This window comes from Mesorhizobium sp. M0437 (assembly GCF_040321335.1).
GTDB lineage: Bacteria > Pseudomonadota > Alphaproteobacteria > Rhizobiales > Rhizobiaceae > Mesorhizobium.
In genome coordinates this window covers 1-15500 of record NZ_JAMYRK010000097.1, presented here as the reverse complement: position 1 = coordinate 15500, position 15500 = coordinate 1, and the positions used below count along the sequence as shown (strand labels likewise).

Annotated in this window: 9 protein-coding genes and 2 pseudogenes; 7 read left to right on the top strand and 4 right to left on the bottom strand. The window is 62.7% G+C overall.

All coding sequences use genetic code 11. The features are described from left to right. The 4 genes and pseudogenes from NKI72_RS31955 to NKI72_RS31940 all read left to right on the top strand — a co-directional run. Nucleotides 1–171, top strand: a pseudogene (locus NKI72_RS31955) (integrase); the annotation flags it as partial. Between the two features lie 3 nt (nt 172–174). Next, nucleotides 175–1368 (top strand): IS91 family transposase, encoded by a 1194-nt coding sequence (locus NKI72_RS31950; protein ID WP_352851859.1) that lies wholly within the window; start codon nt 175–177, stop codon nt 1366–1368. Nucleotides 1369–2227: 859 nt separating this feature from the next. Then, the gene (locus NKI72_RS31945; protein ID WP_352851857.1) at nt 2228–2875 is read left to right on the top strand and encodes an ankyrin repeat domain-containing protein; all 648 of its coding nucleotides are present in this window, start codon (nt 2228–2230) and stop codon (nt 2873–2875) included. A 27-nt stretch (nt 2876–2902) separates the two neighbouring features. Next, entirely contained in the window at nt 2903–3415 is a 513-nt protein-coding gene (locus NKI72_RS31940) for a YHS domain-containing (seleno)protein (RefSeq protein ID WP_352540684.1), read from the top strand. Nucleotides 3416–3457: 42 nt separating this feature from the next. Here the strand turns inward: NKI72_RS31940 and NKI72_RS31935 are convergent, their stop codons facing one another. Then, complete coding sequence (locus NKI72_RS31935; RefSeq protein ID WP_352851855.1) at nt 3458–5677, bottom strand: adenylate/guanylate cyclase domain-containing protein; 2220 nt, start codon at nt 5675–5677, stop codon at nt 3458–3460. Nucleotides 5678–5783: 106 nt separating this feature from the next. On the opposite strand from NKI72_RS31935, the gene NKI72_RS31930 reads away from it, so the two are divergent. From NKI72_RS31930 to NKI72_RS31920, 3 genes and pseudogenes are all read left to right on the top strand, one after another. Next, nucleotides 5784–5942, top strand: a complete 159-nt coding sequence (locus NKI72_RS31930; RefSeq protein ID WP_352851853.1) for a hypothetical protein — start codon at nt 5784–5786, stop codon at nt 5940–5942. 28 nt (nt 5943–5970) lie between these two features. Beyond that, nucleotides 5971–6834: pseudogene (locus NKI72_RS31925) on the top strand (IS110 family RNA-guided transposase); the annotation flags it as partial. Between the two features lie 111 nt (nt 6835–6945). Beyond that, nucleotides 6946–11460, top strand: a complete 4515-nt coding sequence (locus tag NKI72_RS31920) for an nSTAND1 domain-containing NTPase (protein WP_352618734.1) — start codon at nt 6946–6948, stop codon at nt 11458–11460. A gap of 682 nt (nt 11461–12142) precedes the next feature. On the opposite strand, the gene NKI72_RS31915 is transcribed toward NKI72_RS31920, so the two are convergent. The 3 genes from NKI72_RS31915 to NKI72_RS31905 all read right to left on the bottom strand — a co-directional run bounded on the left by NKI72_RS31915 (nt 12143) and on the right by NKI72_RS31905 (nt 15291). Further along, a complete protein-coding gene (locus NKI72_RS31915) occupies nt 12143–13276 on the bottom strand; it encodes a substrate-binding protein (protein ID WP_352540681.1) in 1134 nt (377 codons plus the stop codon). Nucleotides 13277–13350: 74 nt separating this feature from the next. Beyond that, the gene (locus tag NKI72_RS31910; protein WP_352851851.1) at nt 13351–13623 is read right to left on the bottom strand and encodes a hypothetical protein; all 273 of its coding nucleotides are present in this window, start codon (nt 13621–13623) and stop codon (nt 13351–13353) included. Nucleotides 13624–13713: 90 nt separating this feature from the next. Next, a complete protein-coding gene (locus NKI72_RS31905) occupies nt 13714–15291 on the bottom strand; it encodes an HD domain-containing phosphohydrolase (protein ID WP_352851849.1) in 1578 nt (525 codons plus the stop codon). Nucleotides 15292–15500: the final 209 nt, after the last annotated feature.

Sequence of the window (15500 nt, the reverse complement as noted above, 5' to 3'; positions counted from 1 at the left end):
CTGCTGGAGGACGGCACCGACATCCGCATCATCCAGGTCCTGCTCGGGCATGCCAAGCTCAACAACACCGCCCTTTACGCGAAGGTGGCGACCCGCACGGTGCGTGCCGTGACGAGCCCGCTCGACAAACTCGGGCTGTTCAAGCCGGGAGAGATCTCGCCTGACGGTTGAGCCGTGCGCGCCTCGATCGAGGTCGCCGGCATCTTCCGTGCTGCCGGACCCGCCTATCGGGCCGCCCATGCAGGTCATCTGAGCCTCGCCCAGCTCAAGGTCATGTCGGCGATCGAGCATTGCCGCACCGCAGCCCTTGGCGGTCACGTCGAAGCCTGCGAGGACTGCGGCCAATGGCGCATCGCCTACAACTCCTGCCGCAACCGGCACTGCCCGAAGTGCCAGGGCGCGGCCGCACGGACGTGGTTGGCCGAGCGTGAGGCCGACCTGCTGCCGGTCGGCTACTTCCATGTCGTGTTCACGCTGCCCGCCGAGGTCGCCGACATCGCGTTCCAGAACAAGGCGCTCGTCTACGACCTGCTGTTCAAGGCGGCAGCGGAGACGATGCTGACGATCGCTACGGATCCGAAGCATCTCGGCGCGCGCATCGGCATCACCGCCGTCTTACACACATGGGGATCGGCGATGACGCACCATCCGCATGTCCACATGATCGTGCCGGGCGGCGGCATCGCGCCGGACGGAAGCCGGTGGATCTCGTCGCGCCCGGCCTTCCTGCTCCCGGTGAGGATTCTCGGCAAGCTGTTCCGCCGCCTGTTTCTCACCCGGCTGGTCGCGCTGCACGAGGCGGGCCGGCTCAGCTTCTTCGGGTCGATCGCGCACCTGATCAAGCGGCGGGCATTCCTGCGCCATCTTGCTCCCATCCGGAAGAAGCGCTGGGTGGTCTATGCCAAAGCGCCGTTCGCGGGACCGGAGGCGGTACTCGCCTATCTGTCGCGCTACACGCACCGGGTCGCGATTTCGAACAGCCGGCTGATCGCCTTCGACAAGAGCGGCGTCACCTTCCGCTACAAGGACTACCGCCGCGACGGCGCCGATCGTCAGCAGGTCATGGTGCTCGCGACCGACGAGTTCATTCGCCGCTTCCTGCTTCATGTCCTGCCACGCGGCTTCCATCGCATCCGGCACTACGGCCTGCTCGCCGGTTCCGCTCGCAAGGCCAGCCTCGCGCTGGCGCGCGAACTGCTGGGCGTCGCCGCGCCGTCGGAGGACGACAACTCGGTAGAACCGACTGACTTCCGTCCGCCATGCCCCTGCTGTGGCGGACGCATGATTGTCATCGAGGTGTTCGAACGGTGGAAGCAGCCGCGTGGACCGCCGGATGCGCCGACGACAAACCGGCAGAAGTGTCCATGACCCGGCATGGCATGCTCCAGCGTTCAGCCGCAGGCGCCCAGCCTCCGGCAACGGACCCACGCGTGTCCATGGTGATCATCGACGCCGAACCGGTCGCGTCCGGCCGCGCGCCGAGCCGACAATACCGCGTGGCTGAAAGGCGAAGCGGTCCGTCCGCATCAAACCCGCCGCTTGCCGACGGCGGTCACGCCGTCGCCGACACCAGCCGCAAATCGAAATCCCCATAGCCATCGCCTGTGGCCCACGGGTTCCTTCCTCGGGGACTTTCGTACGCCTGCCGGCGCCCGAAACTCTTCACGAAAGCCGTCGGTCCACTTTGGGTAACTACAGGCGCATAAGCGGACATTGCCTGGGTGGCGGCCCCCGGGTTTGACCCATTCCAGACATTCGGCCCCCTTTTCGCGAAGGACGGTCAATTCGACATCGCCTTTTTCTACGGAAACACAGGGTTCTCCCCAAGCGACACTGCCAGCGCGCCCATCAAGAAGCTGACACTAAACTTCGCGCCTACGCACAAGCGCAAGGCTGGTGGGCTGCCCTTTTAAAGGATGAACCTCGTTCCACTCTAAATCGCCGTGATCGGCGTCCTAATGCTCGCCACGCCGTCTGGCGCTTCCGGCAGCACGATATGATCGGCATGGCCGCCTGCCTGCTGATGGCCATTCTAGCGGTCGTGGTGCTGGTGCCCGGATAGCCCGCTGCCGGGGGTGACACAGGGCGCCTCGCGCGACTTCGACTCGCGTATAAGCCGGACACCCTATGGCTCCGCTGCGCCAAATGTATTAGACTGATCTCATATACGTCCATCCGCGGGCGAGCGCGCCCGGAGGGTTAGACGATGACGGTCTACAGGCGATTGTTGCTGGCGAGGGCCTTCCCGATCCGGGTCAGGCTTTTCGAAACCGGTTGGCTTCGGCTTGTCAGTCGGGCTGTGGTCGTTGCTTTCATTTCTTGGTTTGCCGTCGGTGCGGTGACGGCCGGGCCGCTCAACGACGCTGCTCGGGAGGGCGACGCCGGAAAGGTTGCCGAACTCCTGGCACAAGGCGCCAATGTGAACGATCGCGACGAGAGCCGTCAGACCCCGCTGATCGATGCGGCGCTTGCCGGCAAGACCGAGGTCGCCATTGCGTTGATCGGGGCCAAGGCGGACATCGAAGCCCGCAACGATCGCGGCTTCACCGCGCTACATGCGGCAGCCTACTCAGGAAGCCTGGACATCGCAAAATTGCTGCTCGACCACGGGGCCGAGGTCGACGCGTTGAGCACGCACAAGATCACGCCGCTGCATGTGGCAGCAGAAGAGAACCAGACGGCCATCGCGGAGCTGTTGATCTCGCACGGCGCACAGGTCGAGGCAATCCAGGAATACGGGTACACGCCTCTCAGCCGCGCGACATTCTATCAGAGCACCGACGTGATGGTTTTGCTCAAGAAGCACGGCGCAAAATGCCAACCCAAGGAAACGATGGGGTCGTCGTACAAGGTGTGCATCGCCCTCGGCAACTGACATCGAGAAAGGCTACTGGAGGAGAACATGACAGAGAACCGTTCCAGAACGTTTGACAGTTTGCTTTGCGCGGGAGTAGCCGCCGCCTCCCTCCTCCTCTTCGGCACCGGTGGATCCCACGCCGGCGACGGAGTGAACACCGGATACTTCGGCAATGTCGCCATCCTGGGTTATGATCCGGTAGCATATTTCACCGACGGTCGCGCGACGATGGGTTCGCCCAAGATCTCGAGGAAGTGGCTCGGAGCAACGTGGTACTTCGCCAGCGTCCAACACCGGGATGCCTTTGTTTCCGAGCCGGTGCGCTATGCCCCTCAGTTCGGCGGCTTCTGCACCGGGGGAATGTCAGTTAAGGAGGCATCCGCGAACCTTGACCCGGAAGCCTTCCGCATCGTCAATGGCAAGCTCTTCCTGTTCTCCGGAAAGGAGGGCCTGGAGGAAGACTTCGATGCCAACCCGGCGCCTGTCATTGCGAAAGGGGAAGCCGAATGGCCCGCAGTGGAGGCGAAGGAATTCGAGGCTAGAGCGGCGGCCAACTAGCTCCGGCGCGATGTCGTGAGCCCGCAAGTTGAATGGCGCCCGTCACGGAGACACCGAGAAATACCAGACTGTGACGGAGTCCGGCCAAGCGTACTCGTCCTGCGTATCGCTGCTCCCTTGGGGATTGCGATAGACCGGGGCGCAGAACTTGCGGCCGAGCAAGGTCGCGGTGGATTGCGTGCAGAAGAGGTCGCCATCCACGCTGGACGTGCCGGTGATGATGCTGCTTTGCGAGCTCAGTGCGACATCTCCATTTGCGCTCAGCTCCATGACGAAGGCTGCGCCATTGTGTTGATGTCCTACCCATGTCCGATCGCCCGTTAGGGCTCGGATCGCGGCGGCGCCCAGGCGGTCCTCCTCCCGCCCGCGAAAATCGAAGCTCCGCTCCGGAATCCCCGCGGCGCGAAGGGCGCCCAGCCGGTGATCGAGGTCCTCTTGCCGCCGATGGTGGGCGTAAACGACACGATAACCAGCGAGGTTCTGTTCGGGTATCTCTTTCAGGATTGATGCAGCCGCATCGTGCGCCTCGGCCATGCGGCCAAGCCGCGCATTTGCCATGGCCAGCGTTTCGAGACCAAGGTCGCTGCGCTCTCCCGGCTGGACCTTGCTCAGCGCCTGCAAAGCCTTCTCGTACTGATGGTTCATGTAGAGCACGAAGCCGTAATAGTCGAAGACCTGAGCGCGCGGCTTGGGATCGAGCCGCAACACGCGTTCCATCGCTGCCAGCGCCTCCAGGTTCTGTCCTGCGTAGGTCAGCACGATCGCCCGATTGAGCTCCGCCTCCGCGCCGTTCGGGTCCAGCGCGACGGCTTTCTGGACCGACGCGATCGCCTGGTCCCATTCGCCGTCCAGCATCTGCAGGATGCCGAGCACGGCATAGGCGCGCGCAGATTGCGGATTGAGCTCCAGCGCCCGCCCTGCCGCTTCGTAGGAGCGCTGGCGAGCGACGGCGCTGAGCATGAGCACCTGGTAGTCGAAGCCGAGCACGTCCACCGTGGCGCGGGCATAGCCCGAGTAAGCATCTGCAAACGTAGGATCGAGCTTGATCGCCTTTTGATACAGGGACAGGGTCTCTCCGAGAGACCTGTTGTCGACCACATAAACCTTCTGCTCGGCTCGGGTGTAGAAATCGTATGCCTCCAGGCTTCGCGTGGGGAGGCGAGCAATCTGCGCGCGTTCGCCTTCCGTCAGACGCACCGAAAGTGCCTCAACGATACGCCCGATCACTTCGTCCTGAAGTGCAAATATCCTGGAGTAGTCGCGGTCGTATCGCTCGGCCCACATGTTGCTCCCCGTTTGGGCATCGATGAGCTGGACATTGATGCGGACTAGATCTTCCTCCCGCCGGACGCTGCCCTCGACCACGTAACGGACGTTCAACTGCGCCGCGATCTCGTCGACGTCGAGGGATCGATCCTTGAAGGAGAACGCGGAGTTGCGTGCGATGACGAGGAGCCCCGAGATCTTCGAGAGATCGGTGATGAGATCGTCTGCGAGCCCTTCCGCAAAATAATCCTGGCCTGCCTTCTCGCTAAGATCGGTAAACGGTAGCACGGCGATGGAGGGCTTGCCGACCGACGAACCGACCGGGGTGGAACCGTGACCGGGCAGCAGGGCAATCGCTTGCGGCCAGAGAATCACCGCAATCCCCGCTATCAGAGCCAGAACGAGCACCGTGGCGCCGATCACAGGCCATCGCCGAGAGCGCGACTTATTGGCTCCTGCGGTCTGTTCCAGCAGAACCCGATAGGCGCGGACCCGCTCTGGAATGTTCTTGAGACGCTGTTCGCCGAGTGACTTGAAGGTCAGGCCGAGTTTGTTGTGAGCCTGATCGTAGGCCGTTCCCGAGATGACGATGCCGCCAGGATCGCTCAGCCCTTCCAGCCGGGCCGCGATGTTGACGCCGTCGCCGTAGAAGTCGTCCTTGTCGGGGATCACGTCACCAAGGTTGATCCCGATGCGGAACACGATCCGGGTATCTTCGGGAAGACCGAGGTTCTGCTGCGCGGTGACCCGTTGGATCTCAACGGCGCATGCTACGGCATCGACGACGCTCTCGAACGCGACCAAAGCGCCGTCGCCCATGAGCTTGACGATGCGGCCATGGTAGCCCTCGATCGCGGGTTCGATGAATTCGCGCCGGAGCGCCTTGAGCCGCGAGAGTGTGCCCGTCTCGTCCAGCCCCATCAGCCGGCTGTACCCCACCACGTCGGCGGCGAGGATAGCGACCAGCTTCCGTTCGAGATGTTGAACCTGTTCCACTGGGCAGAATTATAAGGAAAGCCCAATGGCAAGACCATACACACTTAGCAGCCAACACCCGTTTCTCCGATGAGGTACGTTACAAAATCGGCTACGGGCGTTCGCCTTGAATTCCGAAAAGGTGATCTTCGACGGAATGTCGGCTCATGGTGCAACCGCGACCTACAGCGTATTCGCCGACGTCAGACTTTCGGGCGACGGCAAAGCTTGCCCCTACGGCCGACAATTGCTGAAGATCCTATGGGGATGGAAGGCGACAGAGTGAAGTCGCCAAACATCACCTGGAGGTCAGCATGCAAGCCAACACCACCAAAGCCCCGGCCGCTATCCGCGTCGATCTTGCCGCAATATTTGTCTCGTTAGAACTGTCTCGTTCAAAATGGCTCGTGACTTCGCTTTCGCCAGGTGGGGGCGAGAGAATGTCGAGACACCTCGTGCCGGGGGGCGACATTCCGGGTTTGCTCGATCATTTCGCAGAGCTGCAACGAAAGGCGGAAGTGCGGACAGGGCGGCGTTTCCGGGTCATATCAATCCAGGAAGCTGGTCTGGATGGATTCTGGATACATCGGGTCCTCGAACGCGAAGGCATCGAGAGTTATGTCGTGGACCCGGCATCCATTGCCACATCGCGTCGCCGCCGGCGGGCCAAGACCGACAGGATTGATGGGGAAGCACTGGTTCGAGCGTTGTTGGCCTACAACCGCGGCGAGCCTCGGGTTTGCGCGATGTTGCGAGTGCCAACGCCGGAGGAGGAAGACCGTCGCCGGTTGGTGCGGGAGCGGAAGGCGCTGACGAACGAGCGGATCAGGCACGTCAACAGGATAAAGGGCCTTTTGTTCAGCCAAGGTGTGTCCGGATACGAACCGTTGAAAGGCGATCGACGCAGATGCCTCGACGCGCTCATTACCGGAGATGGGCGTCCACTGCCGCCAGCGCTCATGGCGCAGATCAGCCGCGAGCTTGATCGCATCGAGTTGCTGATCCAGCAGATCAAGGATGTTGAAGAGGCACGCGACGCCTTGCTCGCGGCAGATGAGCCAACACCGGCCCTGCTGCTCAGCCTCAAGGGAATAGGTCCGGAGTTCGCGGCCGTCCTGTGGTCTGAGGGATTGTCGCGCAAGTTTGACAATCGACGACAGGTTGCCGCCTACGCTGGGTAAGCCAGAGCTCGCTTGAGGCCAATTCGGTGCCTCTCCCCACAGGGCGCCATTTCCGTTAGGATGCTCCGAGATGGCGGGAGGTATGACCTGGATCGCGTTCACCGTAGAATGGCTACCATCCTTGCTGCCGACGCAGTTGGCTACAGCCGGCTGATTGGCAGAGACGAGGAAGGGACACTTGCCACCCTGCGGACGCATCGTCAGATCATTGACCGACTGATAGAGGAACATCAGGGACGGGTGTTCGGGAGCGCTGGGGACAGCGTCATCGCCGAGTTCGCAAGCCCCGTCGAGGCGCTTCGATGCGCCACTGAAATCCAGTTCCAAGTCGGCAGACAAAATGCTGAGCTGCCCGAGTCGAGCCGCCTGCGCTTTCGCATCGGCATCAATCTCGGCGATGTTGTCGTAGAGGGCGACAATCTCATGGGCGACGGTGTGAACGTCGCCGCCCGTCTGGAGGCGCTGTCACCTCCAGGTGGAATATGCATTTCGGAAGCGGTCTACACGCAGGCCCGCGATCGGCTCTCGCTCGAATTCGTCGATCTTGGCGAACAAAGGTTGAAGAACATCGCCCGGCCTGTGCACGCGTACCGCGTGCCTCTCGCTTCAGAGGAGCAGGTCACGTCGCCTTTTCGAGGTCTCAACCCCTTCGAGTTCGAAAACGCCGACCTCTTCTTTGGCCGAGCTCGGGCGACTGCTGCCTGCATCGAACGCCTGGAGCAGCAGGCCGCCAACGGCAAGGCATTCCTGCTCATCTATGGTATGAGCGGTTCCGGCAAGTCTTCTCTCCTTCGAGCAGGGCTGCTGCCTTCCATCACTCGAACCGGTGCAGCGGCTGGCATCAAGTTTTGGCGCCGCTGCCTAATCCGCCCTTCCGACGCCCCTGATGCGGTCGCCTCGCTGGCCGCTGGGCTGCTTCGCGAAGGCGCCCTGCCGGAGCTGGCTTGCGAACCGGCAGCGCTGGCTCAACTCTGTCGGAGTTCGCCTGATCGAGCTCTGGCGCTCGTCCGCCAGGCTCACGCCAAAGCGGCGGCCGCCGCAGGTTCAGCCTCCTCACAAGTGCGATTGGTAGTGGCGATCGATCAGATGGAGGAGCTGTTCACGACGGAGCCGGCATCGCGCGAAGTGCTAGTACGGCTCCTCGCGGCACTCGCCAGCAGCGGACTGGTCTGGGTGATCGCGACGATCCGATCGGATTTCTTTCATCGTTGCGGCGAGGTCCCCGGTTTCTGGGCACTCAAGGATGGCCTCGGCAGCTATGAACTCCTGCCGCCGACCGGCGCTGAGATCGCCCAGATCATCCGCGAGCCGGCACGCACCGCCAGGCTGCGCTACGAGGAGACAGCCGAACGGGGCCGGCTGGATGATGTCCTGCAGGAGGCAGCAGCTGCTGATCCTAGATCTTTGCCGCTTCTCGAATTTGTGCTCGACGCTCTGTACGATGCGGGGCGAGAGCGCCGGATCCTCACCTTTGCTGCGTATCAGGCACTTGGCGGCTTGGAAGGGGCGATCGCGCGCCGCGCTGACGAAGTCGTAGACGCTCTCCCGCCGGACATCCAGGAGGAGCTACCAGTCGTATTGCGTGCCCTCACCACGGTGCGCCCAAGCGATGAGGCAGTTGCGGCGCGTCCGGCCTTGCGCGCGGAAGTCACGGGCACGCCTCAACGATTGGCTCTCGTTGAGGCCTTGGTCGCCGCTCGCCTTCTCGTCAGTGATGAGGATGCCGCAGGCCACGTCTACGTGCGCGTGGCACACGAAGCTTTGTTGAGCCGCTGGCCGCGCGCTAGCGACATTGTCAATGCGAACCGGAGCTTCCTCGAGACCCGCGCTCGGGTCGCGGCTGACGCCAACCGCTGGCATGCCGACAACCGGAACCGGGAGCTTCTCCTGCCGTCCGGCAAGCGGCTCGCCGAGGGCGAGGAATTGCTGCAGTCGAGACGGGTAGAAGTCGACGATCAGATCGTCGACTACATTGAGACGTCTTCGCGTGCTGAGGCGGATAGAGACGAGAAGGACAGGCAGGCAGAGCGGGCACTCATCGAGGCGGCTGAAGCAGCAAAGCGCGAGCGCCTGGAGCGCGAGGCCGAGCGCCGCAGCCTTGCGGCCGCGGCTGCGAGCCGGCTCGCGCGACGCACGCGCTATGCGGCCATCGTCGCCACGGCGCTGGCCCTTATGGCCAGCGCAGGCGCGTTCTTCGGGTTCAGAGCACAACAGGCAGCAACACGGCAAGCCGAGTTGGCGATGGCCGCCAAAAAGGGGGCCCTTGAGGCGCGCGATCAGGCGCTGCGCAATCAGTCTCTTTCGCTTTCGTTTCTTTCGCAGCAGATCGCGGCGAGCGGCGATACGGAGGCCGCGATCCTGTTGGCGCTGGAGGCGCTGCCGAAGAGCGGATCGGGAGCCGCGCGGCCAAATCTCTTTGAAGCAGAGGCCGCACTTTTCAACGCTCTGTTGGCACACCGCCAAACGGCGGTGTTCAAACACGACGCCGGAGTGACGCAGGCAGCCTTCAATCGAACCGGCGATCGCATCGTCACTGCATCCTACGATAAGACCGCGCGCATTTGGGATGTCGCGAATGGTAAAGAGATTGCAATCCTGAAGGGCCACGAGGGACCTGTGGAGAGAGCCGGATTCAGTCCGGACGGACGCCGGGTCATTACAGCGGCAAGGGACGGGACCGCGCGCATCTGGGATGCCGACTCTGGAGCGCAGCTTTTTGTTCTTCAGCCGGTAGGCGGCTCCTTTCCTACAGCAGCCTTTGACCCTAGCGGCGAGCGCGTGCTGACCGCGGCCGGAAACAATCAGGCTTCGCTTTGGGACCCGCGAACTGGAACGAAGATCCTGAGCGTAGACAGCCGTGGAGACGGATTGGCTGGCTTCAGCCCGGATGGTCGCAGCTTTGCGACCTCAGAAGGACAGACCGTTTTCATCTGGAATGCGAAAGATGGCGCGCTGATCCATCAATGTTTTATTGGCAGCTTTGCATCCAAGCTCACATTCAGCCCGGATGGAAGTCGGCTGTTGGTAGGCACGTGGTACACAGTTTCATTTGACAGTGTCCCCGCGCTTTGGGACCCATCGAACGGAACCGAAATCGCAAGGCTCCTTGGCCACAAGAGCGACACCCAATTACAAGGCGCAACGTTCAGTCACGACGGCCGCCGAATTGCAACGGTATCACTCGATGGTAGCGCGCGTCTCTGGGACGGAAACTCTGGAGGGCTAATTGACGTGCTCGGCCAAGAGTCCCCGAACTTGAAACAGAGTGACGCCGGGGACGACCGTGATCAGGAAATGAACAGCGCTTTCAGCCCCGACGATCGCCTCCTGGCCACCGCTTCCATAAACGGTCCGTTACGCATTTGGGACGTCGGTCGAGCGTCGCTGTTCGCCACCATCGCTGGCCATCGTGCCTTGATCGAGCACCTTGAGTTCGACCCAGTCGGTAGCAATATTCTTCTCACGGCTTCACATGATGGCACCGCTCGCCTCTGGGACGTCGACGGAATTCTGACGACTACCCTGTCCAACGCAAATCGTCCCACCTTCGCGGTGTTCAGTCCCGACAATATGCATCTTCTGACTGGAGGCGGGGACAGCGCTGTGCACCTTTGGGATGTGGTAACCGGTCGCAAGCTGGCCGACCTCGATACGCACGAAATCGTCCAGAACGCAATGTTCAGCCCCGATGGAAGTCGCATTGCAACTGCATCCCTCGCGGGCCGAGTCCTCATCTTGGACGTCGCGAGCAGGAGCGAGATCGCACGGCTCAAATTTCCAGGCGGGCTGTTTCAAATTCAGTTCAGTCCGAAAGGAGACCTCCTGGAGGCGAGTTCGACCGACGGCACCGCGCGGTTGTGGAATGCGGCGACTGGCGCCGAGGTCTCCACTATCCAAACAAGTGCGCAGGTTGTTTTCGACCCGGACGGCGATCTCGTCCTCGCCGCGACCAGCGACAACGCCGCGCACCTCTTGAAAACGGACGGGACCGAACTGAAGAAACTGGTCGGGCATGAGGGTCGAATAACCGGGGCAACGTTCAGTCCGGACGGCCAACTGGTCGCCACGGCCTCGCTCGACCACAGCGCGCGGATCTGGACAGTCAAGGACGGGAGCACCCTCGCCATCCTGAGTGGTCACCGCGATGAGCTCACCGAAGTCGAGTTCAGCTCGGATGGTCAGTCGCTTCTGACTGCCTCACGCGACGGCACCGCACGAATCTGGAGCGTCCTGGACAGAAAGGAAAGGGTCGTTCTCAGGGGGCACACCGGCGCAGCGACCAGTGCGCAATTCAGTCCTAACGGGCACTATGTCCTGACAGCCTCAACTCAGGACGGCACGGCCCGGCTCTGGGACGCGCGGACAGGACGCGAGATGGCAGTGCTTGCCAGTTCGAAGGATGAGCACAAGCGGCCGGCACCGATACGCGCGGCCTTCAATTCAGATGGAACGAGGGTCGTGATCGTGCCCTATGATGAAGACGTTCGCCTCATACGGGTTTTTCAGACACCCGAAGATCTCATCGATTTCGCGAAGCAAACTGTTCCACGCGAACTGACCGCGTGCGAACGGCGTCGCTTCTTCCTTCCCGTCGAAAGCGACCTTGGTGATTGTCCAAGCTGATGTCGCCCAAAGTCCATGGCCGGTGACGCTATCTCGACTGCTACGCCGTAGCCGCCGCAATCGCACTGCTTCCATAGTTTTGCGGGGGGAGCAGTACGCGAGTGGCCGCGCTACTTCCCTCGCTTTTCGATCTTTAGGTTTGGGAGGTCGGGTCGCTTGGATTCCACCCCGGTCTCCTTCAAGGCCGTGTATTCCACTTTTTGAGTTTTGAGTAGCTTCTCTGTTTTGGCGCGCTCCTTGTTGAGAGCGTTCTGACCTTTGACCTTGGGCATCCGTCCTCCATTTGGTTCACTGTCGTTCGCCAGAAAATATTATTGCCAGCGATATCGCGCGAGATGTCAGCTCTGAGGCCGCGGCAGAGGCCTCCGAGGGCGTTATGGGGGGAAAGAAATGCGCCCTTCCCTGCCCCACAATGCGACGCCGATTTCACGCCCCTGCCTGCGATCGCGACGACTGAAATGGGGCCGTTTGCGGACTGTCCGTTTTCGGGATGGCGAGATTAGAAAGCGGATCGACGCGTATCGCGGACCGCAACGCGCCAGCGCCGGAGATAGCGCCTGATGATCTTCAGTTGCTCTGTATGTGCGACTGGAATACTGGAATGCACTATCGCCCGGTTGGGTGGCAGGGCAACTTGCTAGCCGCCCTGCCACCTGGAGGAACAGTCATCGACGCGGCCGGCTCAGCCCGCTTTGCTGAGTTGGAGTTCGTCGCTAAGCGCGCGCTCGTTGGGATCGATCGGACCCAGGTTCTTGACGACCCGGAATCGACCGCCCTGCGCCTGCGCGATGTACATGTTCATGCGAACATGGTGCTGGCCGGGGACCATTTCGGCCGGGCCACCTGGTCCCTCGCTGATCCGCGAGTGATCGAGCGCCCGGATGACCGTATCACGCTCGACCGTGCCGGCCTCATTGACAGCCGCTTCCCACATCTTGATCGCCCGGTAGTGGCCGGTGCAGCCGCTGCCCGCGGTCAACATGGCGCTGCCGGGGAAACGGTCCTGGTAGCGACGCAAGAGCGCGCGGCCAAACGGATCCTCGAGTTCCCGATAGTAGTCGAGGCAGCTGTAGAGGCCCTCGATCTGCTCGGACGGCACGAGATTGAAGAAGTTCTCGTCGAAGTAGGTGCAGATGATCTTGCCGCCCCGCTTGCCGAAACCGGCCTTGTGCAGTTCTTCGAGGAACGGAGTCAAGCCCGGCGGGACGAGGGTGTTGAAAACCACGTCGGTGCCGCTCGCCATGATCTGCTCGACCGTCCGCCGGAAATCGACTGTATCGAGCGGGAAATACTCCTCGCCGACGACCTCGCCGCCATTGGCGCGCACCACCCGGCTCGCGGCCTTGTTCAGCAGATGGGGCCAGATGTAGTCGGCAGAAGGCAGGTAGAACTTCTTCGCCCCGGTGCTCTTCATGAACCAAGGGATCAGCGGCTCGACCTGCTGCGCGGGCACTGGACCCGTACAGAAGATCAGGGGATCGTTTTCCTGTCCCTCGTACTGCTCGGTGTAGATGTAGAGCGTCCTGCCGCGTGCGACCGCTTCGCTCTTGATGGCCTGGCGGGTCGAGCTGTAGATGCCGCCGACGACCAGATCGACCTTGTCGACGTCTATCAGTTTTGCAGTCCTTGCCTTGGCGGCGCTGTCGTTGGTCTCGCCATCCTCGATGACAAGCTCTAGCGGCCGGCCGAGCAAACCGCCTTTGGCATTGATGTCGTCGACGAGCATGGTGGTGAGGTTTGCGTTGGCGATGCCCATGAAGGACAACGGGCCGGTGAGTTCGGCGACAAGGCCGATCTTGATGGGTTTCGGATCCATTTGATTTCTCCAAATCTGGGGGTTCGTCGGGGGGGCGCCACCGCCGGGCGGCAGGCGGCGCGCAGTGCGGGATCTCAGGCCTCGTAGTGGCCGAGCAGCAGTGCCGCCTGCGGCTTGCCGACGTGGCCGGCTTCCTGCAGGATCGCGGGCACCTCCGGATCCGACACGAAATTCTTCCAGCCCTCGGCGTCCCAGTCGAAGATCGCCCAGATGCGGTCGGGCTCGCTGGGGTCGCGGAAGACGGTTGCGCCGTTCGAGCCGTGCAGCCGGCGCTTGTCGGCGCCCTTGGTCGAAAAGATGCGGATGAAGCGGTCGACGTCCGCCACCTTGGTCGTTGCGAGAAGCATCTGATTTCCTCCTGTCGGTCGCGGCCACCATCGGTCCGTCGACAGGATCACGATGCGCGCCCCGGAGCGGGCGCACATGGGGTGTATTCCCTATGCCTGCGTCTCGCCCGGCCGGACAAGGCCATGCTCGACCGCGTAGAGTGCCGCGGCGGCGCGGGTGGTCACGCCGATCTTGGCATAGACGCTCTGGATATGGTGGTCCGCCGTCTTGGGCGAGATATCCAGCTTGCGCGCCGCTTCCTTCGCGGTAAGGCCGGCGGCGATCAGGCGCAGCACCTCGATCTCACGCGGCGTCATTCCGGCCAGCGGCCGGGGCGGCGCCCGGCGCGACGGCTGTCCGGCGAAGGACAGCACGGCCTCGGCGGCATCGGGGCAGATACAGCCCTCGCGAACGGCGGCGCGCAACTGCGTGGCCGCCGCCTCGCTGGACAACGCCTTGCGGTGCGGACGTTCCTCTCGCGACGTCTGGAAGGCTTCGGCGGCGGCCAGGATTCTTGCCGCCGGGGACAGGTCGGAGCCGTGGACCTTGCGGTGATAGCCCGAACCGTCCAGGCGTTCGTGATGGCGAAGCACGAGGGCGGCCATCGCCTCGCCCTCGCGGCCGAACGAGGCCAGCGCCCGCTCGCCATAATAGGCGTGCAACTGCGCCGCGTCGCGCTCGCGCACCGACAGCGGACCGTTGCGCATCCAGGTCGCCACCGGCACCACGAGTTCGCCTATGTCATGGATGCAGCCCGACCAGCGCAGCGCGCGGACGTCAGGGTCGGGCAGCCCGATCCGTTTCCCCGCACCCGTGGCCAGTTCCGACACCATCCTCGAATGGCCCTGCGTAAACGGCATGCGCATGTCGATCATGTCGGCGATGGCGAGGAACGCCTCATCGCAAGCCTCCTCATCCAGCGTCACCGGCGGATTGGGCTCAAGCGCCAAAATGGTCGCGCGGTCGACCGTCGCGCCGATGCCCCCCATCAGCGTCGGCGCGTTGGCCGAGACGAGCCGGGCCAGTTCCGCTTCATATGGGCCATCGCCGCGACTGGTGATGGTTTCGGCCATCCCTTCGATACCGACGGCATCGCAGAGCGCAATGGCATCCTGTGCCAATGTGATCAGGCGCACGGCTGGCAGGACATCCTCGCCGCTCAGCCCGCGCGGCAGGCCCTTGCCGTCCCAGCGTTCGTAGATCTGTCCAAGATTGCGTCGCATCTCCTCCGACAGGCCCAGCCGCTCGCCGATCCGTTGCGCGACCTCGCAATGCGCGGTCAGGACCGGGCGGGCCACGGCGATCGCCTGCGATAGCCCAGCCTCGATCGCCTTGGCCTGCGCGTCGGGCTCAAGATCGTAGTAGAGCCGCTTGAAAGCCTGGACGAAGACCCTGCCCAGCTCCGCCCGGTTGCCCATATCGAGACCGACAAGATCCTGGCGGAGCGCAATTTCGTCGCCGAAGGTGGCCGACAGGAGGTCCGTGTCCGCGTTGCAACCGACATAGCGGAGCATAGACTGGTGGTAGGCATTGCGCCGATCCTGCTCGGAAACGCCCGCAAGATCGGCAATCCGCATCGCAAGCACGCAGGATTTCAGTGCGAAGTCGCGAGAATGGCCGGTGGCAAGGTCCGAAGCATAAGCGAGGACCATCATGAAATCCGCCCGGCGGATCGAGACGTCTGTCATCGTCCACCTCCCAGTGGCTCTACGCTAGCCCCGCCTGCCGTTAATGCCTAGGGAAAAATCCCAACCCTGGTTGTGCTATCCGGCGAGAAACAGAATGTTCCGTTTGGGGCCGACGAACGAACATGAAGTAATCGCGGAAGCGGTGGCCACCTGAGATGTGGCGGCGATGTTCGAACATCTGGCCGGCTGGCTGTCCTCCGATAGGATGA